Source organism: Thermanaerovibrio velox DSM 12556 (assembly GCF_000237825.1).
Classification (GTDB): domain Bacteria; phylum Synergistota; class Synergistia; order Synergistales; family Synergistaceae; genus Thermanaerovibrio; species Thermanaerovibrio velox.
In genome coordinates this window covers 1779911-1805636 of the sequence record NZ_CM001377.1, presented here as the reverse complement: position 1 = coordinate 1805636, position 25726 = coordinate 1779911, and the positions used below count along the sequence as shown (strand labels likewise).

The 25726-nt window shown below is 62.5% G+C and carries 27 protein-coding genes; 24 read left to right on the top strand and 3 right to left on the bottom strand.

From position 1 onward, the window contains the following. Nucleotides 1–239: 239 nt before the first annotated feature. Nucleotides 240–713, top strand: a complete 474-nt coding sequence (locus tag THEVEDRAFT_RS08650; RefSeq protein WP_006584351.1) for an Lrp/AsnC family transcriptional regulator — start codon at nt 240–242, stop codon at nt 711–713. A gap of 74 nt (nt 714–787) precedes the next feature. On the opposite strand, the gene gyrB is transcribed toward THEVEDRAFT_RS08650, so the two are convergent. Beyond that, complete coding sequence (gyrB, locus tag THEVEDRAFT_RS08645) at nt 788–2698, bottom strand: DNA topoisomerase (ATP-hydrolyzing) subunit B (RefSeq protein WP_006584350.1); 1911 nt, start codon at nt 2696–2698, stop codon at nt 788–790. After that, nucleotides 2695–2922 carry a hypothetical protein gene (locus THEVEDRAFT_RS08640; RefSeq protein WP_006584349.1) on the bottom strand — a complete coding sequence of 76 codons (228 nt, stop codon included), beginning with the start codon at nt 2920–2922 and terminating at the stop codon, nt 2695–2697. The genes gyrB and THEVEDRAFT_RS08640 overlap by 4 nt, the downstream gene beginning before the upstream one ends. 75 nt (nt 2923–2997) lie before the next feature. Between THEVEDRAFT_RS08640 and THEVEDRAFT_RS08635 the strand changes: the two genes are divergently transcribed. Next, a complete protein-coding gene (locus tag THEVEDRAFT_RS08635; RefSeq protein WP_006584348.1) occupies nt 2998–4137 on the top strand; it encodes a glycosyltransferase family protein in 1140 nt (379 codons plus the stop codon). A gap of 16 nt (nt 4138–4153) precedes the next feature. On the opposite strand, the gene THEVEDRAFT_RS08630 is transcribed toward THEVEDRAFT_RS08635, so the two are convergent. Further along, nucleotides 4154–5809, bottom strand: coding sequence for a methyl-accepting chemotaxis protein (locus THEVEDRAFT_RS08630; protein WP_006584347.1), 1656 nt, complete (start codon nt 5807–5809; stop codon nt 4154–4156). Between the two features lie 160 nt (nt 5810–5969). Here THEVEDRAFT_RS08630 and THEVEDRAFT_RS08625 point away from each other — a divergent pair, with 160 nt between their 5' ends. The 22 genes from THEVEDRAFT_RS08625 (at nt 5970) to THEVEDRAFT_RS08535 (ending at nt 25714) form a co-directional block, all read left to right on the top strand. Beyond that, entirely contained in the window at nt 5970–6698 is a 729-nt protein-coding gene (locus THEVEDRAFT_RS08625; protein WP_006584346.1) for a Rossmann-like domain-containing protein, read from the top strand. A gap of 170 nt (nt 6699–6868) precedes the next feature. Then, on the top strand, nt 6869–7453 hold the full coding sequence (locus tag THEVEDRAFT_RS08620) for a DUF6305 family protein (RefSeq protein WP_006584345.1): 585 nt from the start codon (nt 6869–6871) through the stop codon (nt 7451–7453). Between the two features lie 4 nt (nt 7454–7457). Continuing rightward, the gene (locus THEVEDRAFT_RS08615) at nt 7458–8747 is read left to right on the top strand and encodes a TRAP transporter large permease subunit (protein ID WP_006584344.1); all 1290 of its coding nucleotides are present in this window, start codon (nt 7458–7460) and stop codon (nt 8745–8747) included. Between the two features lie 13 nt (nt 8748–8760). Then, nucleotides 8761–8904 (top strand): hypothetical protein, encoded by a 144-nt coding sequence (locus THEVEDRAFT_RS09595; protein ID WP_006584343.1) that lies wholly within the window; start codon nt 8761–8763, stop codon nt 8902–8904. 11 nt (nt 8905–8915) lie between these two features. Continuing rightward, the gene (locus tag THEVEDRAFT_RS08610) at nt 8916–10049 is read left to right on the top strand and encodes a succinylglutamate desuccinylase/aspartoacylase family protein (RefSeq protein WP_006584342.1); all 1134 of its coding nucleotides are present in this window, start codon (nt 8916–8918) and stop codon (nt 10047–10049) included. Nucleotides 10050–10076: 27 nt separating this feature from the next. Beyond that, entirely contained in the window at nt 10077–11801 is a 1725-nt protein-coding gene (ggt, locus tag THEVEDRAFT_RS08605; RefSeq protein WP_040825953.1) for a gamma-glutamyltransferase, read from the top strand. A gap of 205 nt (nt 11802–12006) precedes the next feature. Next, nucleotides 12007–12474 (top strand): hypothetical protein, encoded by a 468-nt coding sequence (locus tag THEVEDRAFT_RS10005; RefSeq protein ID WP_040825451.1) that lies wholly within the window; start codon nt 12007–12009, stop codon nt 12472–12474. Further along, nucleotides 12425–13210, top strand: coding sequence for a sensor histidine kinase (locus THEVEDRAFT_RS10000; protein ID WP_040825449.1), 786 nt, complete (start codon nt 12425–12427; stop codon nt 13208–13210). Before THEVEDRAFT_RS10005 ends, THEVEDRAFT_RS10000 begins: the two co-directional genes overlap by 50 nt. Further along, nucleotides 13210–13857 (top strand): response regulator, encoded by a 648-nt coding sequence (locus THEVEDRAFT_RS08590; RefSeq protein ID WP_006584339.1) that lies wholly within the window; start codon nt 13210–13212, stop codon nt 13855–13857. The genes THEVEDRAFT_RS10000 and THEVEDRAFT_RS08590 overlap by 1 nt, the downstream gene beginning before the upstream one ends. A 49-nt stretch (nt 13858–13906) precedes the next feature. Further along, nucleotides 13907–15052 (top strand): NAD(P)/FAD-dependent oxidoreductase, encoded by a 1146-nt coding sequence (locus tag THEVEDRAFT_RS08585; protein WP_006584338.1) that lies wholly within the window; start codon nt 13907–13909, stop codon nt 15050–15052. A 146-nt stretch (nt 15053–15198) separates the two neighbouring features. After that, entirely contained in the window at nt 15199–17619 is a 2421-nt protein-coding gene (locus tag THEVEDRAFT_RS08580) for a homocysteine S-methyltransferase family protein (protein WP_006584337.1), read from the top strand. Between the two features lie 51 nt (nt 17620–17670). Further along, nucleotides 17671–17889: a methylenetetrahydrofolate reductase gene (locus THEVEDRAFT_RS09995; protein WP_245522662.1), complete on the top strand. Its 219-nt coding sequence runs from the start codon at nt 17671–17673 to the stop codon at nt 17887–17889. Next, a complete protein-coding gene (locus tag THEVEDRAFT_RS08575) occupies nt 17864–18550 on the top strand; it encodes a methylenetetrahydrofolate reductase (RefSeq protein ID WP_245522661.1) in 687 nt (228 codons plus the stop codon). Before THEVEDRAFT_RS09995 ends, THEVEDRAFT_RS08575 begins: the two co-directional genes overlap by 26 nt. Nucleotides 18551–18898: 348 nt before the next feature. After that, nucleotides 18899–19237, top strand: coding sequence for a TM1266 family iron-only hydrogenase system putative regulator (locus tag THEVEDRAFT_RS08570; RefSeq protein ID WP_006584335.1), 339 nt, complete (start codon nt 18899–18901; stop codon nt 19235–19237). Beyond that, the gene (hydE, locus tag THEVEDRAFT_RS08565) at nt 19234–20316 is read left to right on the top strand and encodes a [FeFe] hydrogenase H-cluster radical SAM maturase HydE (protein WP_006584334.1); all 1083 of its coding nucleotides are present in this window, start codon (nt 19234–19236) and stop codon (nt 20314–20316) included. Before THEVEDRAFT_RS08570 ends, hydE begins: the two co-directional genes overlap by 4 nt. A 113-nt stretch (nt 20317–20429) precedes the next feature. Beyond that, nucleotides 20430–21857, top strand: coding sequence for a [FeFe] hydrogenase H-cluster radical SAM maturase HydG (gene hydG / locus THEVEDRAFT_RS08560; protein ID WP_006584333.1), 1428 nt, complete (start codon nt 20430–20432; stop codon nt 21855–21857). Nucleotides 21858–21866: 9 nt separating this feature from the next. Further along, entirely contained in the window at nt 21867–23075 is a 1209-nt protein-coding gene (gene hydF, locus THEVEDRAFT_RS08555; protein ID WP_006584332.1) for a [FeFe] hydrogenase H-cluster maturation GTPase HydF, read from the top strand. Nucleotides 23076–23236: 161 nt separating this feature from the next. Beyond that, a complete protein-coding gene (locus THEVEDRAFT_RS08550; RefSeq protein ID WP_245522660.1) occupies nt 23237–23818 on the top strand; it encodes a formate/nitrite transporter family protein in 582 nt (193 codons plus the stop codon). Then, complete coding sequence (locus THEVEDRAFT_RS09990; RefSeq protein WP_425358260.1) at nt 23757–24032, top strand: formate/nitrite transporter family protein; 276 nt, start codon at nt 23757–23759, stop codon at nt 24030–24032. Before THEVEDRAFT_RS08550 ends, THEVEDRAFT_RS09990 begins: the two co-directional genes overlap by 62 nt. After that, complete coding sequence (mobA, locus tag THEVEDRAFT_RS08545) at nt 24025–24654, top strand: molybdenum cofactor guanylyltransferase (protein ID WP_006584330.1); 630 nt, start codon at nt 24025–24027, stop codon at nt 24652–24654. The genes THEVEDRAFT_RS09990 and mobA overlap by 8 nt, the downstream gene beginning before the upstream one ends. A 138-nt stretch (nt 24655–24792) precedes the next feature. Beyond that, entirely contained in the window at nt 24793–25317 is a 525-nt protein-coding gene (locus THEVEDRAFT_RS08540) for an NADH-quinone oxidoreductase subunit NuoE family protein (RefSeq protein WP_006584329.1), read from the top strand. Beyond that, entirely contained in the window at nt 25310–25714 is a 405-nt protein-coding gene (locus THEVEDRAFT_RS08535) for a (2Fe-2S) ferredoxin domain-containing protein (protein ID WP_006584328.1), read from the top strand. Before THEVEDRAFT_RS08540 ends, THEVEDRAFT_RS08535 begins: the two co-directional genes overlap by 8 nt. The last annotated feature ends 12 nt before the right edge of the window (nt 25715–25726 follow it).

The window sequence follows — 25726 nt, the reverse complement described above, 5'->3', positions numbered from 1 at the left end:
CAGCACCAGCGGCATGCCCCACATGTAGTCCCAAACTATTACGCTTATCAGGTCCAAGAAGTTCATTTGCTCAACCCCCTTCTGCATCCCCGGTCTTCCCCCTGGGTTTACTTGCGCCACAGGTTATCAAACCCAGGTTTTCTGTGGAATGATGGGTTTTAGCCGCAAGGTCTCCCGTAGGTGATAAAATTAGGTGGTTTTATTAAATACTTTACGCATGTTATGAGGTGGCTTGCCGGATGAGCTCTGACTGCAGCAAGCTTTTGGACCCCACGGGGTGGAGGATACTGGAGGTTCTGCAGGAGAACTGCCGGATATCCTACAAGGAGCTGGGGCGCCGGGTTGGGCTCTCCACGCCGGCGGTTATCGAGCGGGTGAGGCGGATGGAGGAGGAGGGGATAATAGAGGGTTATCGGGCGGTGGTGAACCCCAGGAAGGTGGGTTACTCGTTCCGGGTGATGTTGGCGGTGTCGTCGGTGTACAACAACCCGGACCACGTGGTGATGAAGGCCCTGGAGGAGGTGCCGGAGGTCATCCGCTGCTGGAGCGTGACCGGCTCCAACGACTTCTACATGGAGGCCCTCATACCCTCCATGGAGTTCCTGCAGGAGCTGTTGACAAAGCTGTCCCAGCACGGCCGGATAGTCACATCGATCGTGCTGCCCGTCATGGGGGGCAGCGGCAGGGTGACCCCTCCCAGGGAGAGGCCTTAGGGCAGCACCTGGTCCTGTGGGTCGGTATAACGGGGCCCCCGGGGAGAGCTTCCCCGGGGGCCCCGTTGAAGATGCTAAACGTCCAGGTTCCGGACTTCCTTGGCGTGGGCTTCGATGAACTCCCGCCGGGGGCCCACCGCGTCCCCCATGAGGATGCTGAACAGCTCGTCCGCCAGGACCGCGTCCTCCACCTCCACCCGCTTTATGACCCGGTTGGCGGGGTCCATGGTGGTCTCCCAGAGCTGCTCCGGGTTCATCTCCCCGAGCCCCTTGTAGCGCTGCACCGACGCCTTCTTGCCCGATAGGCGCTGCATGAGCTCCCGGAGCTCCCGGTCGGAGTAGCAGTAGTGCACGTTCCTTCCCTCCTGAACCCGGTAGAGGGGCGGCTGGGCCACGTAGAGATGCCCGTTCTCTATTATCTGGGGCATGTAGCGGAAGAACAGGGTGAGGAGCAGGGTCCTTATGTGGGCCCCGTCCACGTCCGCGTCCGCCATGAGGAATATCTTGTGGTACCGGAGCTTGGAGTAGTCGAACTCGTCCCCAACCCCGCATCCCAGGGCCTGGATTATGGTGCGCACCTGGTCGTTGGACAAGATCTTGTCCAGCCGGGCCTTCTCCACGTTGAGGATCTTCCCCCTTAAGGGGAGTATGGCCTGAAAGGACCGGTCCCGCCCCATCTTGGCGCTTCCCCCTGCGGAGTCCCCCTCCACTATGTAGAGCTCGCACTCCTCGGGCTTACGGTTCGAGCAGTCCGCCAGCTTCCCCGGAAGGTCCATGCCGCTCATGGCGGACTTGCGGCGCACCAGGTCCCGGGCCTTCTTCGCCGCCTCCCGGGCCTGCCGGGCCTTCACCGCCTTCTCCACCACCGGGCGCAGCACCTGGGGCTGGTCCTCCAGAAGAACCTTGAGACCCTCGTAGACCACGGAGTCCACGATCCCCTTCACGTCCCCGTTCCCAAGTTTGGTCTTGGTCTGCCCCTCAAACTGGGGCTCCAAAAGCTTCACCGATATGACCGCCGTGAGCCCCTCCTTGAGGTCGTCGCCGGAGAAGTTGGGGTCCTTGTCCTTGAGGAGCTTCTCCTTCCTGGCCTGGTCGTTTATTATGCGGGTGAGGGCGGTCCGGAAGCCCGAGACGTGGGTTCCCCCCTCCACGGTGTTGATCAGGTTCGCGAAGGCGAAGATCCGCTCCAGGTACGTGTCGTTGTACTGAAGGGCCACCTCAACTATGACCCCGTCCTTCTCCCCCTTCACCACCATGGGGGGCTTGAAGAGGACCTCCTTGCCCCGGTTGAGGTACTCCACGAATGACGCGATGCCCCCCTCGAAGTGTAGCTTCCGCTCAAGCGGCGGGTTCTGCCGCAGATCCGTGAAGATTATGGTGACCCCGGGGTTTAGGAACGCCAGCTCCCTCAGGCGCCCTAAAAGCACGTCGGACGAGAACTCCAGGGTGGAGAAGATCTCCCCGTCGGGCATGAAGTGCACCCGGGTGCCCCGCTTGTCCGTGTCCTCCCCGATCACAAGGTCCGTCACCGGCACCCCCCGGCGGTAGCTCTGCCGGTGTTCCTTGCGGTTCCGCCAAATGGTGACCTCCAGCCATTCGGACAGGGCGTTCACCACCGATACGCCCACCCCGTGGAGACCTCCCGAGACCTGATAGGCCTTCTTGTCGAACTTGGCACCCGCATGAAGCACCGTCAAGACCACCTCCGCCGCGGGCCTGCCCATGGTGGGGTGCATCTCGGTCGGTATGCCCCGGCCGTTGTCCTCCACGGAAACGCTTCCGTCCGGGTGGACCGTGACCTGTATGGTGTCGCAGAACCCCGCCATGGCCTCGTCGATGGCGTTGTCCACCACCTCGTAGACCAGGTGGTGAAGCCCCCGCTGGCCCTGGTCCCCTATGTACATGCCGGGCCGTTTCCTTACCGCCGATAGCCCCTCGAGTACCTGTATGTCCTTGGCGGTGTACTGAGAAACCGGTGCGTTCATCGCTCTCTCTCCTTCTTCTTGTCAGAGGCCCCTTTGGGCGCTTCCTCCAGCCCCTCAACCACAAGCCCCAGCTCCGTGGAGCGCCGGAGGATCGATGCGGGGCTGAGATGGCTCTCCAAAACCCCCCGGTCCTTGAGGTGCACCGAGGTGCCGCCGGGGCTTCTTATGAGGGCCACCACCCGGGGGGCCCAAACTACATCCTTGGAACTTAAGATGAGGAACAACTGAAGACGCCTCCTGGTGGCCTATAATCTAAGTGACCGTTGAACGCTTATTTTATCATGAATGGTGGTGCTTCGTTGAGCTGGCAGGTCCACATGCTGGTGAACTCCCCGGGGGAGCTGATGGGATGGGCTGCCCCGGTGGCGGCGGCCTTGAGGTCCCTGGGGGACGTGTCCTTGACCGCGGTCATACCTCCCTGTCAGTACGCCAGCGGCGGGGAGGCTGAGGCCGCCCGTCGGGTGGCGGACAGGGTGTACCCATTGGGGAGGTTCCTCCGGGAGCGTCCTTGGAGAGATGGCCCTGGGGAGGTCAGGCTTTTGAGGCTTGGGGGGGATGTGAAGCTGGCGGTGCTCCTGGGGCGGCTGATGGGATGTCCCGTGGACGCCTACATCGGCCGGGGCCGGACGGTCAAGGGGATCAGGAAGCACCTGGTGCCGAGCGCAGAGATGGATGAGGCCATACGGGCCCAAGGGGGCCGTGCGGTCCTGGTGGGCTGGCCGGTGTTTGACGCCCTTCCCCCCTCCTGCGGGGCGGTGGAGGGGGTGCCGGTGGTCTTCATGTGCGGCAGCCGACCCTTTGAGGCGGTGAACGGCCTGCCATTCATGGTGGAGGCGGCGTCTGAGATGGTGAAGGCCCTGCCCCAGATCACCCCGGTCTTCCCCATAGCCCCCACGCTGGATCCCCAGGTGGTCTTGGGGGTGCTTGGATCTGTTGGTAACCCGGAAGGGGCCCATAGGCCCTCATGGGTCCGCGTGTCCCGCCCGGGGGTGACGTTCCGGATGCGGGTGACCTGGGATGGGGCCCTTCCGGGGAACCCGGCGCTTTGGGTGGGCTTTCCCGGCACGAACAACCTTCAGGCCGCGGCGTTGGGGGTCCCGCTCCTGGTGGTGCTGCCCCTCAACCGGGCCTGGGAGATCCCCCTGGACGGCCTTTTGGGGTTGATCCCCTGGGGGCTATGGGGGTTAAGGCAGCTTAAGGTCGCCCTGGTTTCCCGCAAGGTGAGGAATCTGCCGTTTGTGAGCCTCCCCAACCGCCTGGCGGGACGTCCGGTGGTGCCGGAGCTGATAGGGTCTTTGGAGCCCCGGGATCTGGCTAGGGCGGCGGCGGAGCTCCTGGCCTACCCGGAGAGGAAGGCCCCCATGTTGGAGGCCTTCAGGGAGATGACCAACCTTAACCGGGGGGCCGCCATGCGGATCGCCCGGGCGGTCCTATCATGAGGGCACAACACGGGGCTTAATTGGTTCCGAAGTACTTCCTCCTCAGGTTGTCCCGCTCCGCCAGGACCACCTGGTCCACCAGGACCTTGAGGGCCGTGGAGATACCCTTGGGCATCACCAGCCCGAAGTTCTCCACCGACAGGGACACGTTGAGCTCCCGCCATCCCGGGTTCTCCTTGAGGAAGGCCCAGGCCACCGGCCGGTCCACCACCAGCGCGTCCACCTCGCATTTCCTAAGGGCCTTCGCCTCATCCTGGGCGGTGGGAAGCGGAACTATGGTTGAGCCCTTGAGCTTCTCCCTGGCGGCTTTCTCGCTGGTTGCACCCCTGGTAACCGCCACCTTGAGCCCCTTGAGGTCAAGCAGCGATTCCACCGGGGAGCTGTCCGGGACCACCACGCTCTGTCCGCTCTGGAAGTAGCTCCTGGAGAAGGTGCAGAGCTTAAGCCGCTCCGGCAGCTTCGTGGCGGTGCTGCACAGGAAGTCGAAGCCCTCGAAGCTTCCCCGGGTCCAAGTGCCGGTTATGGTCCCCGGTTCTCCGGATCCCCATGCCATTGGCACCCATTTAAGGCCAACCCCCATGCGTCGTGCGATGGCCTCCCCGAGGTCCACGTCCAGTCCCCTTGGGGAATCACCCTCCCACCAGTGGAACTTCCCGAAGTCGTCGGTCTCTATGCCCAGCAGGAGCACCCCCCGCTCCTTTATGGAGCCGATGGAGGGCACCCCCCCGTCCTGGGCCCCCAATGACCCGTGGAGCCTCGTAAGGGCCGCTTCCGCCCCTTGGAGCCTTGAGGGGACCGAGTCCATGATCATCCGGTTCTCCTTGATCTTGCCGTCCACCCTCTTGAGCCGCCCCGCCTGCTCTTCCGCCCTGTCCGCCATGATCCGGGCCTTCTTAGACATCCTCTCGGCCCTTTCGTGCTGTTTTGCCGCCCCTTCCGCCCCCAGCCGGAGGGAGGAGCCTATGTGGGAAAGGGAGTCGAACATGTCCTTAAGGTCCTCCATGGTGGCCTCCGCCCGGTCCGAGGCGTTCCTGGATAGGTTGAGGGCCCGGTCGATGTTCTCCGACGCCTCCTGCCCTATTGCCCTGCTGGAGGACGCGAGGTCGCTTATCTTGGATGCCGCCTCGCTGGTCCTGGCGGCCAGCTTGCGCACCTCCTCCGCCACCACCGCGAAACCCCTGCCGTGCTCTCCAGCCCGTTCCGCCCCTATGGAGGCGTTGAGGGAGAGCAGCTTGGTCTGCTTGGCTATGGCGGTTATGTGGGTGGTTATGTCCGCTATGTTCCCCAGCACCTGGGTTATGCGCCCTATGGAGTCCGCCACGGACTCCGCGGACCTCACCATGGCGTTGACCGCCTCGGCGGTGCTGCGGAGCCTGTCCCGGTCCCTCTGGGCCTCCTCCTGGACCTTAAGACCGATCTCGAGGGCCCACCTCATCTCCTCCATGGACCTCTTCGCCTCCCTGGCGCTGTCCCCCAGCTCCTTCAGCATCTCCTGGGCGTATAGGTTCATCTCCTCCCCCGCCCTTGCCACCCGGGAGGACTCCTCCTCTATGGAGGATATGGAAGCGGATAACACATCCATGGCCCCCGCCAGGTCCTCAATGCCAAGCTCTATCCCCCCAAGGTCGGTTATGAAATCCCCCTCGGGAGGCAAGGGTTGGTTTGGTCTCATCGGTTACACCTCCATTAAAAACAGTACATATTTCTTGATATTCTAGTAAATAGATGGAACATTGTGCTCGATTATCCTTATAATAATCACCGTATCCTGTTGTCCCGACGGGGTGGCAGACTGGATTTTGAGGCGGAATGCTTATGGAGGTGGGTTTTTCATGGGCAGCCTTGACAAGCGGCTTTGGGATCTGGCTTGCGCTAAGGCGTCGGGCAGGATGGTCCTTGAGGTGGTTAGGGGGGTTAGGTACACCGCCGCGCTACTGGACAACGGAAGGGTGGGGCTGGCGTACTCGTTCTCCGATATGGTGATGCCCGAGGAGGAGGCCTCGGCGATCCTGTCGTCCCTCCCGGTGGATGCCGCGGAGGCCCTGGGGTTGAGCTCCTCCCGGTGTCCCGGGGACAGGGCGGTGGCCCTTGCGGTGGCCAACGGACTGCTTCCCGTGGAGGGGGAGCTTAGCGGAGCCATCCCCCGGGTGGAGCCGGGGGCTGAGGTGCTCATGGTGGGGCGCATGGAGCCCTTGGAGAACAAGCTGGTGGCCCTGGATGCCAAGGTATTCTTCGCGGACCATCACCGATGCGGTGGGCTGGATGACAAGGAGGCCTTGGACATGGCCTCCCGGTGCGACCTGGTGGTGCTTTCCGCCAGCGCCATAGTGAACGGCACCTGGGAGAGGTTCGTGGAGCTCGCCAGGGATTGCTGGGTGGCGGGGCCCTCGGCGCCCCTTTGCTGGGATGTGTACAAGGAAACCTCCGTCAGCGCCGTGCTGGGCAGGTCCGTCAAGAGCCCCCAGGCGCTAATGAGGATCGTATCCCGGGGCTGCGGGACCAGGTTCTTCGATCCCTTCACCGACAGGGTTCTTCTGTGTGGTGGTCCCTTGTGTGATTAACCCTTGAACTCCGGTCTCCAGGTTCAGCGCTTCAGCGGCGCGATGAATAGGGGATAGAAAAAAGATATTAACCCCTTCTCCTTGCGGACCGCCTCCCCTAGGATTTTCTTGGGATGTCCGGCCTTTGCGGGCCTTGCAGATCCCAAGTCCTGATGGGGAGGCGGTTTATCTTGTTCGTTTTTCGTGGCGGCGTAAGGCGTTCTTTGGTCCTGTGTGCCGTATCGGCGGCCATGGTATGGGGTTTGTGCCTTGGGGTATCAAGCGCCCTGGCGGCCCAGGTGGCGGTCACCTCGGTGGGCCAGAGCCCGGATGCCATGATGGTGCGGGTGCTTCTCAAGAAGGCCGGTCTGGAGTGCAGCTACGAGGCCATGATGAAGCCCCAGGATATTCAGAAGGACCACAAGGTGCTCATAGCCGTGGTTGGGGGGAGCATGAAGGGTCTTGGGGCCGCGGGCATAGACAAGGAGCAGGAGCGGGACCGGGTTAAGGAGCTTCTGGATTCTGCCCGGGGCAAGAAGGTCAAGATCCTGGTGATGCACGTGGGAGGCAAGGGCAGGCGAGGGGAGCTTACGGACTACCTGGCTGGGGCGGCGGTGCCTAAGGCGGACGGGGTGATAGTGGTGAAGGGGGGCAACGACGACGGTCTTATGACCAAGCTGGCCCCCAAGGGGGTTAAGGTGGTGGAGGTTGAGGCCATCCAGGCGGTGACGGGTCCGATGATGGCCCAGCTTTCCGCCTGGGGGGTGTCCAAGTAGTCCCATGGGAAGCTGGTTCTGGCCCGAGGGGGCCTTGGCGGTCTTGATGGTCGGCACCTTCGCCCTGGGGGCCTTTCGTCTCAAGCTCCCCATATCCATCGCCATGGGGTTGGCCTCAGTGGCGGGGGCGCTCTTCGGCGGCTTCGGCCTTCCGGTGAGGCACCTTGTGGAGGGTATGTTCGGCTACCTGGACACGGTGCTGATAATAGCCTGCGCGATGATCTTCATGAAGGCGGTCCAGGGGTGCGGACTTTTGGACTCCCTGGCGGCCTGGACGGTGAGGCGTTTTAAGGGCCATCCGGTTCTTCTGTGCGTTGCGGTGACCCTTTTGATAATGCTTCCCGGGATGATCACCGGTTCCTCCACCGCCAGCTGCCTCACCACCGGGGCCTTGGTGGCGCCGGTTTTAGTGAGCTTGGGGGTTCCCAAGGCGAAGGGGGCGGCGGCCATCGCCATGGGGGCCATATACGGCATGATAGCCCCTCCCATAGACATACCGGTGATGATAATAGGGGGCGGGATAGACATGCCCTACGTCGGTTTCACCCGGCCCCTTCTCTTCGCCACCGTGCCGTTGGCGGTGTTGTCCTCCCTTTGGCTCTTGCTGCCCCACCTCAAGGGGTTCCAGGGGGAGTCCGAGGAGCTTGAGGCGAAGCTTAGGGCCATGGAGGAGGTGCCTTTGACTCCCCTCCTCTTCCTGCCCTTCGGGGTTCTGGTGGGCCTTATGGGGCTGGAGAGCCTGTTCAAGGGGGTTTTGAGCCTTGGGATGCCCCTGCAGTTCCTCTTGGCCTCCGGGGCGGCCTTCCTGGTGGGCCGCAGGTCCAACCCCCTTTCGGTGGCCCGGGAGGCGGTGAGGGATGCCATGCCGGTGTTGGGGATACTCATGGGGGTCGGCATGTTCATCCAGATAATGACCCTCACGGGGGTTAGGGGTTTCTTGGTGGTCTCATGTCTTGCGGTGCCCTTGGCGCTGCTGTATCCGGTCATGGGGATAAGCATACCCTTGTTCGGCGCGGTCTCCGCCTTCGGTTCCGCGTCGGTGCTGGGGGTTCCTTTCGTGCTGGCCCTGTTGGGCAAGGATCAGGTAGTGGTGTCCAGCGCCCTGGCGCTGCTCGCGGGGCTCGGGGACCTCATGCCACCCACCGCGTTGGCGGGCATTTTCGCCGCCCAGGTGGCCGGTGAGGAGGACTACTTCAGGGTGCTCCGGCACTGCATCGTCCCCGCCGGGCTGACGGTCCTGTGGGGATTGGGCATGGTGGCGGCGGCCAATCCCTTGGCGGCCCTTTTAAAGTGAGGAGGGAGCTTTCTTGACCTTGGTATATCTGATCATAGTGGCGGCCGTGCTGATCCTGGTGGTGGAGCGGTGCATCAAGGGGGAGGACCTCATGACCCAGGCCACCGCCGCCATGGTGGCCATCCCCCTGGTTCTAAGGCTTCTTAGGGTCAAGTAGGTGATGTCGCGATGAAGGCCACCAGAACCAGTGGTTTGGTCATGCTGGCCCTGGCGGGGATCCTGTGTTTTGCCGCCGCCAGGGACTTCAGGGCCATGTGGGCAAGGGATCGGGTGTTTCCCGCCCCGGGCTTCCGGATGGAGATGCTGTCCAAGTACCTTCCCTCCATAAAGGGTACCGGGGTGGACACGGAGGTTTACGTTCAGGAGGGGCCGGAGAAGGGGGGCACCGTTTTTGTCCTGGGGGGTACTCATCCAAACGAGCCCGCGGGCTACCTTTCGGCGGTGGTGATGCTGGAGAACGCAAGGGTGAAGCGTGGCCGTCTCATAGTGGTCCCCTTTGGGAACGCCTCGGGGTTCACCCATAATCAGCCTCAGGAGGCGTCACCAAGCCGCATATCCTTCAAGCTTCCGGATGGGTCTGAGAGGAGCTTCAGGTACGGATCAAGGGACGTAAGCCCTCTTATCATGTGGCCCGTGCCGGATGTCTACGTTCATAAGGCCTCCGGTCAGGCCCTTTCGGGGAACGAGAGCAGGAACCTGAACAGGGCTTACCCGGGCGATCCGGCGGGTACCCCTGCGGAGCGGCTGGCTTACGCCATCATGGAGCTCCTTCGCAGGGAGAGGGTGGACCTGGCGTTCGACCTTCACGAGGCGTCCCCGGAGTACCCGGTGGTGGACGCCATAGTGGCCCACGAGAAGTCCATGGAGGTGGCCGCCGGGGCTGCCATGGACCTCAAGCTGTCCGGCATAGAGATGAGGTTGGAGCCATCCCCGAAGAAGCTTAGGGGTTTGAGCCACCGGGAGTGGGGGGATGGCACCGGTGCCATGCCGTTTCTCATAGAGGTGGCCAATCCAAGTCAGGGTCGTCTCAGGGGGCGGACCGACGAGAGGCTGGTGAAGACCGGGCTGGACAAGGCGTACCTCAAGGCCTCCGGGCTTGGGCGTCTCTTCGTGCCCTACGATTCCAAGGGCAAGCCCATTGAGGAGCGGGTGGGTCGCCAGCTGGCCACGGTGATGTCGGTGGTGAGCGCTTTTTCGGACTTCAACTCTGAGAGGGGGGTCGTGATAGAGGGGGTTCCCGCGTACGAGGAGATGGTATCCCTGGGGATAGGGGCGTTTCTTAAGAGGCAGGCCTTGAACTAAAGGAGGCCCGGTGTTGTGGAAGGGGGAATGACTGTGAGGAAGTGGACGGGCGGTCTGGCGTTTGCCTTGATGTTGGTGTGTCTTTTGCTCTCTAGCTCCGCCATGGCGGGTCCTGGGGACGTTTACGCCCCTAACGGCATGGTGTCCAGCGCTCATGAACTGGCCTCCTGGGCGGGGGTTATGATAATGAAGCAGGGGGGCAACGCGGTGGACGCGGCGGTGGCGGTGGCCTTGGCCCTCAACGTGGTGGAGCCCAACGCCTCCGGCATAGGTGGCGGGGGCTTCATGACCATTCGGACCGCGGACGGGAAGACCGTGGTGGTGGACTATAGGGAGACAGCTCCTGCTTCTGCGACCAAGGACATGTTCGCCTCCGATGAGGCCAAGAAGGGCAAGTGGTCCATAAACGGCGGCAAGGCGGTGGCGGTTCCGGGTTTCGTGGCGGGGATGTTCTACGTGTTGGAGAAGTACGGCACCATGTCCTTCGCCCAGGTGGCCCAGCCCGCCATCGAGCTGGCGGAGAAGGGCTTTAAGCTGCACCCCATGCAGAGTCAGATAATAACCGACGAGTATGAGAAGCTCCAGGCCTACAACGACCCCGCCTCGGTGCCCTTCTTCAAGGACGGCCTTCCCATGCCCGCGGGGGAGATCTGCGTCCAGAAGGACCTGGCCAAGACCCTTAGGATCCTGGCATCCCAGGGCAAGGAGGCTTTCTATGGGGGGCCCATAGGAGAGGCGCTGGTGAAGGCGGTTAACGCCCATGGGGGCAAGATGACCCTTGAGGACCTCAAGTCCTACCGGGTGATGGAGCGCAAGCCCGTGTTCGGCACCTACCGGGGTTACCGGATATACTCGGTGCCCCCGGCGTCCAGCGGCGGGACCCACGTGGTGGAGCTGCTCAACATCCTGGAGAACTTCCCCATGGGGGAGCTCAAGCACAACTCCGCTTCATACCTGCACGTGATGGCGGAGGCCATGAAGCTGGTGTATGCGGACCGGGGCAGGTACATGGCGGACACCGCCTTCGTGAAGGTCCCCGTGACGGGGCTCACCAGCAAGGGTTACGCGAATAGGCAGGCGGAGCGGATAGACTTCAAGAAGGTGGCGTCCGACGTGCCCTTTGGCAACCCCTGGGACTTTGACTCCCCGGTATCCCATTACGTGGGAGGGGAGGTCAACGAGCGGGTGAGCACAACCAGCTTCTCCGTGGCGGACAAGGCGGGCAACATCGTGGCGGCCACCAACACCATAAACTACTTCTTCGGCTCCGGCGTCATAGTGCCCGGCTACGGGGTGGTGTTGAACGACCAGATGGACGACTTCTCCTCGGACCCCAAGAGCGTCAACGCCCCGGAGCCCGGGAAGAGGCCCCTTTCGTCCATGTCCCCCACGGTGGTGCTGACCCCGGAGGACAAGCCCTTCATGGCGGTGGGGGCGGCAGGAGCCACCAGGATAATAACCGCGGTGACCCAGATAATAATGAACGCCGTGGACTTCCGCATGTCCATGGACGACGCCATAGAGCAGCCCAGGATATACAACCTGGTGTCCGGCGGCAAGGCGGGCAAGCTTTACGCGGAAGAGGGGATAGACCCCATGGTTGTGGAGTTCCTTCGGTTGAAGGGGCACGACGTGGAGGTCAAGCCCAAGTCCGGCACGTTCGGCACTGCCCAGGGGATAATATTCGGTTCTGCCAACGGCCTTAACGGCGGTGCGGACTCCCGGAGGTTGGGGGTGCCCGTAGGCTTCTAGGGCCGTGGGGAGTTGAGTTTTCAGTGGCTTTAGCAGAGGGTCCGGGGGTCTTTATGGCCCCCGGCGGTCTTATTGGCTCTAGAATTATCCCATGGGGTTGATGACGATCATCCGGCCGAGACGATTGGGCCGCCTTTGGTCCTTGTGTGTCGGGGCGGCTATGCTTGCAGCTTGGGCAGGTACCCTCCGTTTAGGAGGGTTTCTGGTGGTTCGTTTCTTGAAAGGAGCTGCCCTGAGCGTGTTGGCGGGGGATCTGGTTCAGGGGGCCCTTTTGCTGGTGGGGATGAACTCCCTGAGGGCCCTCCTGCTTTACTGGGGGTGGCTCATCCTTGGGGATGCGGTGCCCGGGGGCATAAGGGGGTGGGCGGGTTTTGGGGTGGTGCTGGTGGGCATCCCCCTTTCCTATGGTGTCTCCTGGGCCGTCACCGGGGGATCGGGTCTTCACTTTGGCACCGGAGCGCTGGTATCGCTTCTTTCGGTGCTGCTCATAAGGGGTCTTGCGGCCCCCCTGAAGGGGGTCCTGGACAGGGGGTTGGTGATGGGACTGGTGGTCCTGTCCATCCAATGGCTGGATCTTTGTCCCTCCTTGACCCCCCTACGGTTTCGGCGGCGGGGAGCTATCCATGGCGGTGAAGGGGATGGCCTCGGCCATGGGGGAGGAGGGGCTGTTTGACTGGATAGGACTGCTCGGTTTCGGCCTGTCCTTGGCGGGAGCTCTTTCCGGGGCGGCCATCTTAATGGGGAAGGTGCTTCAGGAACGGCAGTTTCGTCTCATTCGTAGCCAGGAGAGGATGTTGGCCCAGATGAGGGAGGAGGGCCGGAGGGCCCGGGTGTTTCGGGAGCTTCAGCAGCTGGTGCACGATCTTCGGCGCCCCCTCACGGTTATAACCGGCCTTGGGGACGTGATGTTAGCGGAGAGCCCTTCGGACAGCAGGCTTGAGCTGTTGATGGAGGCGGCGGATGGGATGGATCGGATGATCCAGGAGATCCTGTCCGGGGAGGCGGTGAGGGCCGTGACGGTCCGGGAGGTGGTGGACCTGTGCCTTTCCCAGATAAGCCCCATGCCCTATCGGGACCGGGTGGTGGAGAGCCTGTCTCCGGAGGTGTTGGGGTTGTACATAAGGGCCAACCTCATGAGGCTGTCCAGGGCCCTGGTGAACCTGATAGACAATGGGGCCCGGTGGGGTGGGGAGGTTGTCCTGGTCTGCCGGAGGGTCTCAGGGGGAGTGGAGTTTGTTGTCCGCGATCGGGGGCCCGGTTTCTGCGGCGGTTCCTTCGGTACCGGTCTTACATTCGTGGAGGATACCGCGGATTCCCTTGGGGGTTTCCTGGAGATACGGAGTCCCGAGGACGGAGGGTGCGAGGCCGCCCTGTTCGTCCCGGAGGCGCGGGAAGGGGAGTCTGGTTGATGCTGAGGATCGGGGCCCTTGATGACGACGAGGCCATACTTTTCACCTTGACCGCCATGGCCAAGACCCAGGGCTGGGACCTTGAGACCACCACCTCGGTGGATAGGTTTTTGTTTTGGGTTAGGGATGGAGCAAAGGACATATACCTTCTGGACTACCACCTGCCGAGGATGTCGGGGCTAAACGTGCTGAGGCAGGCGAAGTCCATAGCTCCGGACTCTGTCATAGCCATGCTGACGGTGGAACAGAACCCCGAGGCGGCAAGACGCCTGCTGGAGGAGGGGGCGGAGGACTTCATAACCAAGCCCATAAGGCTTGCGGACTTCTGTTCCAGGATCAACCTCCTGAAGCGCCTTTCGGCATCCGTTAAGGGGGTTTGGAGGGAGAGTCGGAAGGGATTGTCGGAGGAGAAGATAAGGCGGGCCAAGGGGATATTGGAGGAGTCGGGGGATAGGGGTGTCACCGCGGAGGAGATGGCGGGCCGCATGGGGGTAGCTTATGCCACCGCCCATCGCTACCTGGAGTACCTGGTTACCCGGGGTCTTGTGGAGCGCGAGGAGGCGGAGGGGGACGGGCGCCCCGGCCGTCCTAGGTTGGTTTATCGGCTTTACCGGGCTGGCGGGAGGCAGAGCGGTCTAAATATTTGAAACAGTGTGCACCCCAGGCATATAATCCCCTGCAAGAGGGGGGTATGTCATGGGGAAAAGCGGCGGTGACGTGATCGTGGTGGGGGGCGGGGTACACGGGTGCTCCGCTGCCTATGAGCTGGCGAAGGCGGGTTTTAAGGTGACCCTGTTCGAGGGTCGTTACCTCTCCGCCGGGGGTTCCGGCAGGTCCGCGGCGGGGATAAGGCAGCACTTTGGGACCGAGGTGAACTGCAGGCTCGCCATGTACAACGTGCAGGTCTTCAGGAACCTTCAGGAGGAGCTGCGGTGTCCGCTGGATCTGGAGTTCACCCAGTGGGGTTACCTATGGGTTGCCTACACGGATAGGAGCCTTGGGCAGCTCCGTTTGAACGTGGAGCTTCAGAACTCCCTTGGCATACCGTCCGAGATACTGGATCCGGAAGAGATCCGGTCCAGGTGGGGTTATTTAAAGCTTGACGGGGTGATCGGCGGGGCGTTTTGTGCCGAGGACGGTCACATCAACCCCCATGGTCTTACGATCGGCTACGCCGAGGCGGCGAAGAGGCACGGGGCCTTGGTGATGATGAAAAGCCCGGTGGACCGGGTGTTGGTCCGTGGGGATCGGGTGGCGGGGGTCAGCGTAATGGGGGAGGAGTGGCATGCTCCGGTGGTGCTGTTGGCCGCCGGGCCCTGGTCCGCCCCTTTGGCGGCCTCTGCGGGGGTGGAGTTGCCGGTAGCGGCGGAGAGGCATCAGATACTGGTCACCGAGCCGGTGGAGCCCTTTGGGTGTCCAATGGTGCTGTGCTTAGACGATGGGGCTTATTTCAAGCAGTGTCCTAACGGCACGTTCCTAATCGGCAGGGACGATCCTCTGGAGCCCAAGACCTGTGAAGTCCAGGTATCCCCTGGTTTCTTGGAGGGGGTATGCCGCAGCGTGCTTCAGCGGATGCCTATCCTTAAGGGGGTACGGGTTGTGCGGCAGTGGTCCGGGCCTTACGACATTACCCCGGATAGACAGGCCATAATAGACTGGACCCCCGTGGAGGGGCTCATGGTCAACTGTGGATGGAGCGGCCACGGCCTTCAGTTCGCCCCCAGTGGGGGCCGGCTGGTGAGGGAGATGCTGCAGGGGGTTCCCACCTTCGTGGACATCCGGCCCTTCCGGCTATCGAGGTTTGAGGAGGGGGATCTGTTCCCGGAGCCCGCCTGCATATGAGCCAAGGACCTCCCCGGCGGTGCGGGTGTACAAGCCCCCCTTGTTTGAGGGGGGCTTTTGTTATAGTATCCCTCCTTAAAAAACCCAGGTCCTCGCCTTTGGGCGGGGCTGCATGGCAGGTCAAACTGGAAGGGAGAGTGGTCTTGTTGGAGCAACGGCGTGTGAGGGAGTTCTTCCGGGGTTTGAGGTCCCCGCTGGTTCTGGATGGCGGCATGGGAACCCAGCTGGCGGAGAGGGGATGGCATCCACCGATGCTTCCGGAGGAGATGTGCCTTCACATGCCCCAGGCGGTTCTGGAGGTCCACAGGGGTTACGTGGCGTCCGGGGCCGCCGTCATAGAGACCAACAGTTTCGGCGGTTCCGTGCGGAAGCTGTCCTTGAAGGGACTTGGGGACAGGGCGGAGGAGCTGGCCAGGAGGTCCGCGGAGCTGGCCCGCCGGGCCGCGGGGGACCAGGTGTTGGTGGCGGGATCTGTGGGGCCATCGGGGGATATGCTGAAGCCTCTGGGGGACATGTCCTTCCAAGAGGCGGTCATGTCCTTTGAGCCCCAGGTGAGGGGTCTTGTCGAGGGCGGGGCGGACCTCATCCTGGTGGAGACCATGCTGGACCTCAAGGAGGCCAAGGCGGCGGTGGAGGCGGTGAAGCGGGTTAGGGAGGACATGCCCTTCGTGGTGAGCTTCACCTTTGACCGGGATGGCAGGACTGTTAGCGGTGACTCCCCGGAGGCCGCGGCCATTTGGGCGGAGGCGGTGGGGGCCATCGGGGTAGGGGCCAACTGCGGCCTGGGGCCCAGGGGTTACGTGGAGGTGGTGCGGCGCCTTGCGGGTGCCGCAAGCCTGCCCGTTTGGGTGTATCCCAACGCGGGGGTGCCCTCCGCGGGGGATTACCTGGGGCCTCAGGAGTTTGCGGAGGGGTGTGCGGCGCTGCTGGAAGCCGGGGCGTCGGTCATAGGGGGCTGCTGCGGCACCACTCCGGAGCACGTGAAGGCCCTGGCGGCGATGGCGGCCAATAGGTCCCTGGCGGCAACGGATGCTGCCGGGGGTCTTAGGCTCTGCGGCAGGTCCAAGGTATTCTCCTTCGGCCCCGGACTGCCCCTTGGCATAATCGGTGAGCGGATAAACGTGTCCAGGAAGTCCCCCATAAGGGAGCAGGTGGGTCTCTACCGCTACGGGGCGGTGAAGGAGGAGGCCCGTTCCCAGGCCTTGGCGGGGGCTTCGGTGATAGACGTTAACGTGGGGCTTCCGGAGATAGACCAGGTGAGGGCCATGCGGGAGGCGGTGTGGGCGGTGGAGTCCGCCGCGCCCCTGCCGATCTCGCTGGACAGCGACGACCTAGGCGTGCTGGAGGCGGGGCTTAGGGAGGCTGCGGGGGTGCCGTTGATAAACTCCGTCACCGCCAAGGAGGAGCAGCTTAGGCTTGGGATGCGGCTTGCCATGAGGTATGGGGCGGCCCTTACGGTGCTTTTGATAGATCACCGGGGGATACTGGAGGACGGCCTTGAGCGAGCCCGGATAGCGGAGCGGGTCCTTGAGGCTGCCCGGGAAGAGGGTTTCCCGGGCAGCCGGATAGTCTTCGATCCCCTGACGTTGACCCTTGGGTCCGGGGAGGCGAACGGGTTGGAGACCCTCCGGGCGGTTCGTGAGGTGGTGGCCCTTGGAGGGCTTACGTCCCTTGGGATAAGCAACGTGTCCCACGGCCTTCCCGCCCGGGGGCTGCTTAACCGGTCCTTCCTCGCCATGGCCATGGGGGCTGGTTTGGACATGGTGATATGCAACCCCTTGGACCGGGAGCTGATGGGCATTGTTAAAGCCTGTGATGCCCTGAGGGGAAGGGATAAGGGGCTGTCTTGCTTCATGGCCTTTGGGGCCGATTGGTGTGACGTGCCCTCCGGTGGGGCATTGGGAGCGTTGAAGGCTAAGCAGCCCGAGGGAGGGGCTGTGGGGGGGTCCAAGGCCCCCGACGGTGAAGTTCATCTCTCCCCCCTGGCGGCCAAGGTTCTGGATGGTGATGAGGAGGGGGCGTTGGGGGAGGCCCGGCGTTTGATCGATCTGGAGGGGCCCCTTGGGGTCATATCGGATCACCTGGTGCCTGCCTTGGACGAGGTGGGTCGCCGTTACGAGACCGGGGAGTTCTTCCTGCCCCAGCTGATCGAGGCTGCCCAGGCGGCCTCCGCGGTGTGCGCCCTGGCGGAGGAGGAGCTGCTGAGGGAGGGTTCCAGCGCCAGCCGGGGGACCGTGGTGCTGGCCACCGTGGAGGGGGATCTTCACGACCTGGGGAAGAACGTGGTGGCCACGGTGTTGAAGAGCCACGGTTACCGGGTTGTGGATCTTGGGAAGGACGTTAAGGCGGAGCGGATAGTGGAGGCCGCCCTGAGGGAGGGGGCCCAGGTGGTCGGTCTGTCCGCCCTCATGACCAGCACGGTGCCCAGGATGAAGGAGGTCATAGAGGAGACCCACCGCAGGGGCTGTGGTTTCAAGGTGATAGTGGGGGGTGCCGCGGTGAGTCCCTGGTATGCCCGGTCCATTGGGGCGGATGGGATGTCCTACGATGCGGTGGGGGCGTGCTAAGCTGGTGGAGAGGCTCATGAAGGGGCTTCCCTGTGATTGGGAGGGATTGGGATGTTCGTAAAGGACATGTTTCGGCGGGGCCGTCCGGTGGTCTCCTTTGAGATATTCCCTCCCAGGGGGGGTGTCCCGGTGGAGGAGGTCTATCGTACCCTTGGGGCCATAAGGGATCTCAAGCCGGACTTCGTGAGCGTCACCTACGGGGCGGGGGGGAGGCACCAGGGACTCCACGCTGGAGATAGCCTCGGTGGTGAAGAACCGGTTTGGCCTTGAGGTGATGGCCCACTGCACCGGGTTGTGCCACGGTCCCGTGGAGGTGGACGAGATGGTGGAGGACCTCATGTACGAGGGGGTGTACAACCTGCTTGCCATGAGGGGGGATCCGCCCCGGGACGGTGGGGTTCCCAGGGATCCCGCGTTTCCCCATGCGGTGGACCTCATAAGGCACCTTAGGCTTGCCTTTGGGGACGAGGTCTGCATAGCCGCCGCGGCGTATCCGGAGGGGCACGTGGAGGCGGAGGACCTTGAGGAGGACCTTCGGTACCTCAAGGAGAAGGTGGAGGCGGGGGTGGATTTTCTGGTCACCCAGCTGTTCTTCGACAACGAGCTCTTCTACCGTTTTATGGAGAGGATAAGGGCCATGGGGATAGGGGTGCCGGTGCTGGCGGGGGTATTCCCGGTGCTCAATCCGAAGCAGGTGGAGCGGATAGTGTCCCTTTGCGGGGTGTCTTTCCCCCCCAAGTTCACCCGGATGGTGGCCCGGTATGCGGATGATCCTGGGGCCCTGGCGGAGGCGGGGGTGGCTTACGCCACGGAGCAGATAGTGGATCTGTTGGCCTTTGGGGTGGACGGGGTGCACATATACACAATGAACCGTCCGGACACCACGAGGCGGATAATGAACAACATAGGGCTGGTGAGCGGGAGGGGGTAGTCCCCTCCCGCTGCAGGGTTCCCCTTGTACCCTTGGGGAGGGAATGTTATCATGTTAACCAGCGGGGTGGTTTCAGTACGCCCCTCTTCCATTCCTCCTACCCGAAGGTATTGCCTCCGGGGAGGCGGTGGGAAGGCGCTGCGGGTTGGGTTCAGCCTTGCAGCGGCGTTTTGTGTCGTTAAGCTCCGCCGACCTTGAGGATGGCCCTTGGGGCGTCCCATGGGGAGGGGTGCTGGGGTATGTGTTTTTAGCCTGCGGGTTTTGGCACCTTGCGGGCATGCCTTTTAAGCGCCCTTTGGCCCTGTGGGTCTGGGGCGCTTGTTTTTGTCCCTTTGGGGGCCCGGTTGAGTGGTTGAGCAGAGGCAGGCCGGGGCAGTTTGTTTTGGGGGTGTTTCAATGGATCACCGATCCGGCAGGTCCAGGCTTGGGGTGGTGGCAATAGTGGTGGAGGACCTTGGGATGTCCGATCGGGTGAACTCGGTGCTCCATGATTACGCGGGGATCATATTGGGGAGGATGGGTATCCCCTACAGGGACCGGGGGGTATCGGTCATATCGGTCATCGTGGATGGGACCGAGGAGGAGATAAGCGCCATGACCGGCCGGATCGGCCGTATACCCGGTGTATCCGTGAAGGCCGCTTACGCTAAGGCCGCCGGTGGTGTCTTGGGGAGGGATGTGGTTTGAGTTCCCATTTGGAGGTGGCGGACCCAGGCCGGCTGTCCTTGGAGGAGCTGCGGCAGTTGGTGGACGCCATGGTGGGTGGTTACCTTCCGACCCTGGACCAGATGGAGGGGCTGCTCTCCCTGGATAGGGAGGGGGCGGAGCTGCTGTTCCAGGGGGCGGACCGGGTCAAGCGCTCCATTTTCGGTGATGAGGTGCACATAAGGGGGATCATAGAGTTCTCGAGCCACTGTTCCGGCCGGTGTCTGTACTGCGGGCTTAGGGCGGACAACCGGGGGCTTGAGAGGTACCGGATGGGGGAGGAAGAGATAGTCTCCTGCGCCCGGGAGGCGATAGACGCGGGCTACATGAGCTTGGTGCTCCAGTCCGGGGAGGACGGGGGGTACACCAGGGAGGTCTTGGGCAGGATCATCGGTAGGATAAAGTCCTACAAGGACGTGGGCATAACGTTGAGCATCGGGGAGAGGACCTACGAGGACTACCGGTATCTCCGGGATGCCGGGGCGGACCGGTTTCTGATGAAGCACGAGACCTGTGACGAGGTCCTTTACGACCGTCTGCATCCCCACTCGTCGTTCCGGCGCCGCATGGAGTGCCTTAGGCAGCTCAAGGAGCTGGGCTATCAGGTGGGCAGCGGTTTCATGGTGGGGCTGCCCGGGCAGAGTCTCAGGTCCATAGTGTTGGACGTGTTGCTTTTAAGGAAGCTCGACGTGGACATGGCGGGCATAGGTCCCTTCATATCCCACCCTGGCACGCCCCTTGGGGATTCCCCCAACGGGGATCCGTTCTTGGCGCTGAAGACCGTGGCCCTGGCCCGGCTTGTGTGCCGTCGTCCGCACCTTCCCGCCACCACCGCCCTTGGGGTGTTGGACCGGCAGGGGAGGGACATGGCGTTCTTCTCCGGGGCGAACGTGGTGATGCAGAAGCTGGAGCCCCATAGGTACCGGAGGATGTACGAGATATACCCCAAGCCTCACGGAGAGGATCTTCCCATAGCGGAGGAGCGAAGGAGGCTTGAGGCTCTGATAGAGGGGCTTGGCCTCAAGGTCTCGAAGGGTCGAGGCGACGCGGTGAGGCCTTAGGGGGTTTTTGTGGCTGGCAGTACGGGTAGTCACGGGAGGAAGGGGCACTTTTCATTGGAGCGGGTCCGAGGTTTCCCGGCTTGTTCCTCAAGAGTAATGGGAGGCGAGAAGGTATGGGAGTGATCAGCGCTAGGGCGGCGGACAGGGCGGACTTCATCGATCACCAGGCGGTTTCTCAGGCGGTTGACCGCGGGGCTTGTTTGGCGGAGGACCGGGGTTTTGTGGAGCAGGTGCTTGCGAAGGCCCGGGAGGCCAAGGGGCTTGAGCCTTTGGAGGCCGCGGCGCTCCTGCAGATTAAGGATCCCCAGGTCCTAGAGGGGATGTTTCACATGGCCCGGGAGATCAAGGAGAGGATCTACGGCCGCCGGATAGTGCTCTTCGCCCCCCTGTACGTGAGCAACTACTGTGTGAACCAGTGTGCCTACTGCGGTTACAAGTGTTCCAACAGGGGTTTTGAGAGGCGCAGGCTCACCATGGAGGAGCTGGAGGAGGAGGTCCGGATCCTGGAGGGGTTGGGGCACAAGAGGCTGGCGTTGGAGGCCGGGGAGGACCCGGAGAACTGCCCCTTGGACTACATACTTGAGTGCATAGGGAAGATATACTCCCTCAAGTTCGATAACGGCAGCATAAGGCGGGTCAACGTGAACATCGCCGCCACCACCGTGGAGGAGTACCGTCGCCTTAAGGAGGCGGGGATAGGGACCTACGTGCTGTTCCAGGAGACCTATCACCGGCCCACCTACCAGGCCATGCACCCCTCGGGGCCCAAGAGCTCCTATGACTGGCACACCACCGCCATGGACCGGGCCATGGAGGCTGGGATAGACGACGTGGGGCTTGGGGTCCTCTACGGCCTTTATGATCACGTGTACGACACGGTGGCCATGCTTTACCACGCCAAGCACCTGGAGGAGCGTTTTGGGGTGGGGCCCCACACCATATCGGTGCCCCGGTTGAGGAAGGCCCATGGGGTGGACCTTTCGGGTTTCCGGCCCGTGGATGACCATGATTTCAAGAAGGTCGTGGCGGTCATAAGGCTTTCGGTCCCCTACACGGGGATGATCCTTTCCACCCGGGAGGAGGCGGGCTTCAGGGACCAGGTCATATCCTTGGGGATATCCCAGATAAGCGCCGGCTCATGCACCGGGGTCGGGGGGTATGCGGAGCACTACGTGAACCGTCCGGTGGATGAGAAGCCCCAGTTCGAGGTGGGGGATCACCGGTCCCCCATGGAGATAATAAAGAGCCTAATGAGGAGCGGCTACATTCCGAGCTACTGCACCGCCTGTTACCGGGAGGGCCGCACGGGGGACCGGTTCATGAGCCTTGCCAAGTCGGGGCAGATAGGTAACGTATGTCAGCCCAATGGGCTTCTCACGTTGAAGGAGTTCCTGTTGGATTACGGGGATGATGAGGCCAAGGTCATTGGGGAGTCGTTGATAGAGCGGGAGCTCGAGTCCATTCCTAACCCCAAGGCCCGGGAGGCCGCCCGGGGTATGCTTGGGCGGATTGAGTCTGGAGAGCGGGACCTTAGGTTCTAGGTGGCATCCATGTTGGACACCCCTAAGGCCAACAGGCTTCACATAGCCATATTCGGCAGGAGGAACGCGGGCAAGTCGAGCCTCATAAACGCCCTTACCGGCCAGGACGCCGCGTTGGTATCCCCCATGCCTGGGACCACCACGGACCCGGTTTTCAAGGCCATGGAGCTGCTGCCCATAGGGCCGGTGGTGTTCATAGACACCGCGGGGATCGATGACCAGGGGGAGCTGGGGGAGCTGAGGGTTGAGCGGACCCTGCGGGTGATGGACAGGACTGACCTAGCGCTTCTGGTGGTGTCCCCGCCGGCGGGGGATCTTTCGATGGAGCGGGAGTGGCTGGAGGGCCTCAAGGGCCGCGGCATCCCGGTGGTGGGGGTTTGCAACAAGGTTGACGTGGGGGGGATGGATCTAGGGGGCCTTGAGGGGGAGCTGGGGATAAGGTTTGTCCCGGTGAGCGCCAGGACCGGGGAGGGCATCGAGTTTTTGAAGGAGGCCATCCAGGAGGCGGTGCCGGAGGGTTGGGAGCGGGACACCATCGTGGGGGACCTGTTGTCTCCTGGACAGGTGGTTCTCCTGGTGGCCCCTCAGGACATCCAGGCCCCCAAGGGGAGGCTCATACTGCCCCAGGTGCAGGTGATGCGGGACCTGTTGGACCACCGTTGCGTTGGCGTGATGGCCACCGCTGGGGAGCTGGGCGTGTCGCTGGAGTTCTTCCGTAGGGGCGGGGGTTATCCGGATCTTGTGATAACGGACTCCCAGGTTTTTCATATAGTGAAGGAAAAGCTCCCCCCGGAGGTGCCCCTCACGTCCTTCTCGATCCTCATGGCCCGTTACAAGGGGGATCTTAAGACCCTGGTGGACGGGGCAAGGGCGGTGATGAGCCTCAAGGATGGGGACCGGGTGTTAATAGCCGAGGCGTGTACCCATCATCCCCTCAAGGGGGACATCGGCAGGGAGAAGCTTCCCCAGGTAATTCGGGAGATGAGCGGGGCGGAGCTTGGGTTTGACGTGGTGGCGGGGAACGACTTTCCCCGGGAGCTCCGGGGCTATTCGCTGGTGGTGCACTGCGGGGGTTGCATGCTGAACCGGAAGCACATGATGAGCCGCATCATGAGGGCCCGTTCCCATGGGGTCCCCATGACCAACTACGGTGTCCTGCTTGCCCTGAGGAGCGGCATATTGGACCGGGCGGTGGGGATGCTGCTTCCATCCGGATGATGCGGGGCCCTTAGGGCATGGGCAGTAGGTTTTTGCGGGAGGGGGCACGGGAGCTGGTTCCTGGCCTCCTTTTATTTTGCTCTAATTGCAATATTTCATAATTATTGTATAAAAAGAGGGGACGCGAATAGGTTTCGGAGGTGATGGTTGTGTCCAGTCCTTTGGAGATTGGGAGGAAGCTGTGTGAGGTCTCCACGGGGAAGTGCGGGGCCCCCTTGGGTAGGACGCTGGTGATGGGGTTCCTTGGGGGGGCCTACATAGCCCTTGCGGGTTTCTTCTACACGGTGGTCACCCAGGACGGCTATGGCTTTGTGGGGGTGGGGGTCACCAGGTTCTTAGGGGGTCTTGCGTTTTCGTTGGGTTTGGTGTTGGTGTTGGTGGCGGGGGCGGAGCTGTTCACCGGGAACTGTCTTATGCCCATGCCTCTTTTGGCGGGGAGGCTTCCTTTGAGGGGGATGGTGAGGAACTGGTGTTTGGTGTACCTGGGGAACCTGCTTGGGGCTTTGGGGGTGGCTTTCTTGATACGTCTTTCCGGCCTTGACTCTGGGATGGTGGGGGAGAACGCCTTGAAGGTCGCGGCGGTTAAGATGTCGATCCCCTTTGGGGAGGTCGTTTTTCCGGGGGGTGTTGTGCAACTGGCTCGTGGCCTTGGCGGTTTGGATGTCCTATGGGGCTCATGGGGTGGGCGGCAAGACTGCGGCGGTGGTGCTCCCGGTGAGTGCCTTCGTGGTCTGTGGGTTTGAGCACAGCGTGGCGAACATGTACTTCCTGGCCCTGGGGCTTATGGAGGTGGGGCGTTTTGTGCCCCACGGGGTGGATATATCGGTGGTTAGCTTCTGGGGGTATCTGGGCAACCTGGTGCCGGTGACCCTTGGCAACGTGGCGGGGGCTTCGGTCTTCGTGGCCGTGGCCTACTGGAAGGCCCTTGGGGATTCCCTGATGAGCGGGGATGATTGAGGAGGTTTTTAGGCCCCCGATCCCGGGGGCCCTTTGTGTGCTTTGCGGAGGTCTGGGGTCTCGGATGGGGGGGCCTAAGCATCTGGTGAGGCTTAAGGGCCGGCCCATGTGGGAGAGGGTGGTGCTAAGGCTTCGGGGGCTTTTCTGCCAGGTGGTGATAGGGGCGTCCTTCCGCGGCGGGGGTGATTTCCCCGGGGAGCTGGAGGGGACGCCCCTGGTGGTGGTTGAGGATTCGGTCCCTAACAGGGGTCCCCTGGAGGGTCTTCGGGCGGTTTTGTCCGCCTCGGGTTTCCCGTGGTCCTTCGTGGTGGGGTGCGACATGCCCTTGGTGTCCGGAGCGGTGGTAAGGCGCATGTGGGAATTCGCGGGGGACGATTTGGACGCCTTGCTCCTGCGGGTTGGGGGTTATGCAGAGCCCCTTCACGGGTTCTACCGGAGGAGCTGCATGGCTGCGGTGGAGGAGGTTTTGCGGTTCGGGGGCAGGGGCATGAAGGACTTTCACCGGTCGGTGAGGGTTGGATTTCTTGAGCCCTGGGAGGTGGGGGGCCACGAGCTGGTGAGGAGGTCCCTTTTGGGGGCCAACGATCCGCGGGAGCTGGAGGCCATTGAAAAATTTTTATAGCAAGCGATAAAAATTTTTCCGAGTTGAAAAACGGGACTTGTGATAAATTGCGCTTCCGGGGTGTAGAAATTATAATGTCTACGAGCTTGTGCTCCTATGCATAAAGCATGAGGGCAGCGAAGGAGGCGAGGGCGGAAGATGAGTTGCTGTTGCTGCGACAAGGAGAGTGGGCAGCAGTTTCGGGAGCTTGAGGAATTCATAGACAAGCTTCCGAGCAAGAAGGGGGAGCTGATAACGGTTCTCCACAAGGCCCAGGAGATCTTCGGCTACCTACCCGAGGAGGTCCAGGCTTTTGTGGCCCGTAAGCTGGACATCCCCTTGGCGAAGGTCTACGGGGTGGTAACGTTCTATTCGTTCTTCACCATGGAGCCCAAGGGCAAGGTGGCGGTTTCGGTGTGCATGGGGACCGCGTGCTACGTGAGGGGGGCGGAGGAGGTCCTTCACGAGCTTGAGAAGGCCATGGGGGTCAAGGTGGGGAAGGTCTCCGAGGACGGTTATTTCTCCCTGGACACCCTCCGTTGTGTCGGTGCCTGCGGCTTGGCGCCGGTGGTTATAGTGAACGGCAAGGTCTTCGGGCGGGTGACCCCCGCGGACGTTCCCGGCATAGTTGACCAGTACAGGCCTGCTCCGGCGGCTCAGGAGGTGAACTCTTGCAATGTCTAACAAGATAAAGTCCCTGGAGGATCTTCGGAAGATAAAGCAGCAGGTTCAGGAGGGCACGGAGATCCGGGAGAAGGGGCAGAACATCGAGAACATGATAGAGGTCAAGGTGAGCATGGCCACCTGCGGCATCGCCTCCGGGGCTCGGGAGGTAATGGCGGAGATGATAGAGGAGGCCAAGAGGCGGGGGCTTAACAACGTGGTGTTCACCCAGTGCGGCTGCATGGGCTTCTGCCACAGCGAGCCCACCATAATGATAGCCCGTCCCGGGGAGGAGCCGGTGATATACGGCAACGTTAAGGGTACGGACCGCATAAGGGAGATCTTCGATCACGTGATAGAGAAGGGCGAGATGGTGGACGGATTGATCCCCACCAGCTACCGCACCTCCCACGAGTAAGGGGGCCTCGAT

Excerpts from the sequence above, each read along its gene's own strand:
- THEVEDRAFT_RS08540 (WP_006584329.1), top strand. The coding sequence starts at position 24,793 with ATGAGTTGCTGTTGCTGCGACAAGGAGAGTGGGCAGCAGTTTCGGGAG.
- hydF (WP_006584332.1), top strand. The coding sequence starts at position 21,867 with ATGTTGGACACCCCTAAGGCCAACAGGCTTCACATAGCCATATTCGGC.
- THEVEDRAFT_RS09995 (WP_245522662.1), top strand. The coding sequence starts at position 17,671 with ATGTTCGTAAAGGACATGTTTCGGCGGGGCCGTCCGGTGGTCTCCTTT.
- THEVEDRAFT_RS08585 (WP_006584338.1), top strand. The coding sequence starts at position 13,907 with ATGGGGAAAAGCGGCGGTGACGTGATCGTGGTGGGGGGCGGGGTACAC.
- THEVEDRAFT_RS08650 (WP_006584351.1), top strand. The coding sequence starts at position 240 with ATGAGCTCTGACTGCAGCAAGCTTTTGGACCCCACGGGGTGGAGGATA.
- ggt (WP_040825953.1), top strand. The coding sequence starts at position 10,077 with ATGACTGTGAGGAAGTGGACGGGCGGTCTGGCGTTTGCCTTGATGTTG.
- THEVEDRAFT_RS08535 (WP_006584328.1), top strand. The coding sequence starts at position 25,310 with ATGTCTAACAAGATAAAGTCCCTGGAGGATCTTCGGAAGATAAAGCAG.
- gyrB (WP_006584350.1), bottom strand. The coding sequence starts at position 2,698 with ATGAACGCACCGGTTTCTCAGTACACCGCCAAGGACATACAGGTACTC.
- THEVEDRAFT_RS08625 (WP_006584346.1), top strand. The coding sequence starts at position 5,970 with ATGGGCAGCCTTGACAAGCGGCTTTGGGATCTGGCTTGCGCTAAGGCG.
- THEVEDRAFT_RS08610 (WP_006584342.1), top strand. The coding sequence starts at position 8,916 with ATGAAGGCCACCAGAACCAGTGGTTTGGTCATGCTGGCCCTGGCGGGG.
- mobA (WP_006584330.1), top strand. The coding sequence starts at position 24,025 with ATGATTGAGGAGGTTTTTAGGCCCCCGATCCCGGGGGCCCTTTGTGTG.
- hydG (WP_006584333.1), top strand. The coding sequence starts at position 20,430 with ATGGGAGTGATCAGCGCTAGGGCGGCGGACAGGGCGGACTTCATCGAT.
- THEVEDRAFT_RS08630 (WP_006584347.1), bottom strand. The coding sequence starts at position 5,809 with ATGAGACCAAACCAACCCTTGCCTCCCGAGGGGGATTTCATAACCGAC.
- THEVEDRAFT_RS08590 (WP_006584339.1), top strand. The coding sequence starts at position 13,210 with ATGCTGAGGATCGGGGCCCTTGATGACGACGAGGCCATACTTTTCACC.
- THEVEDRAFT_RS10000 (WP_040825449.1), top strand. The coding sequence starts at position 12,425 with ATGGCGGTGAAGGGGATGGCCTCGGCCATGGGGGAGGAGGGGCTGTTT.
- THEVEDRAFT_RS08615 (WP_006584344.1), top strand. The coding sequence starts at position 7,458 with ATGGGAAGCTGGTTCTGGCCCGAGGGGGCCTTGGCGGTCTTGATGGTC.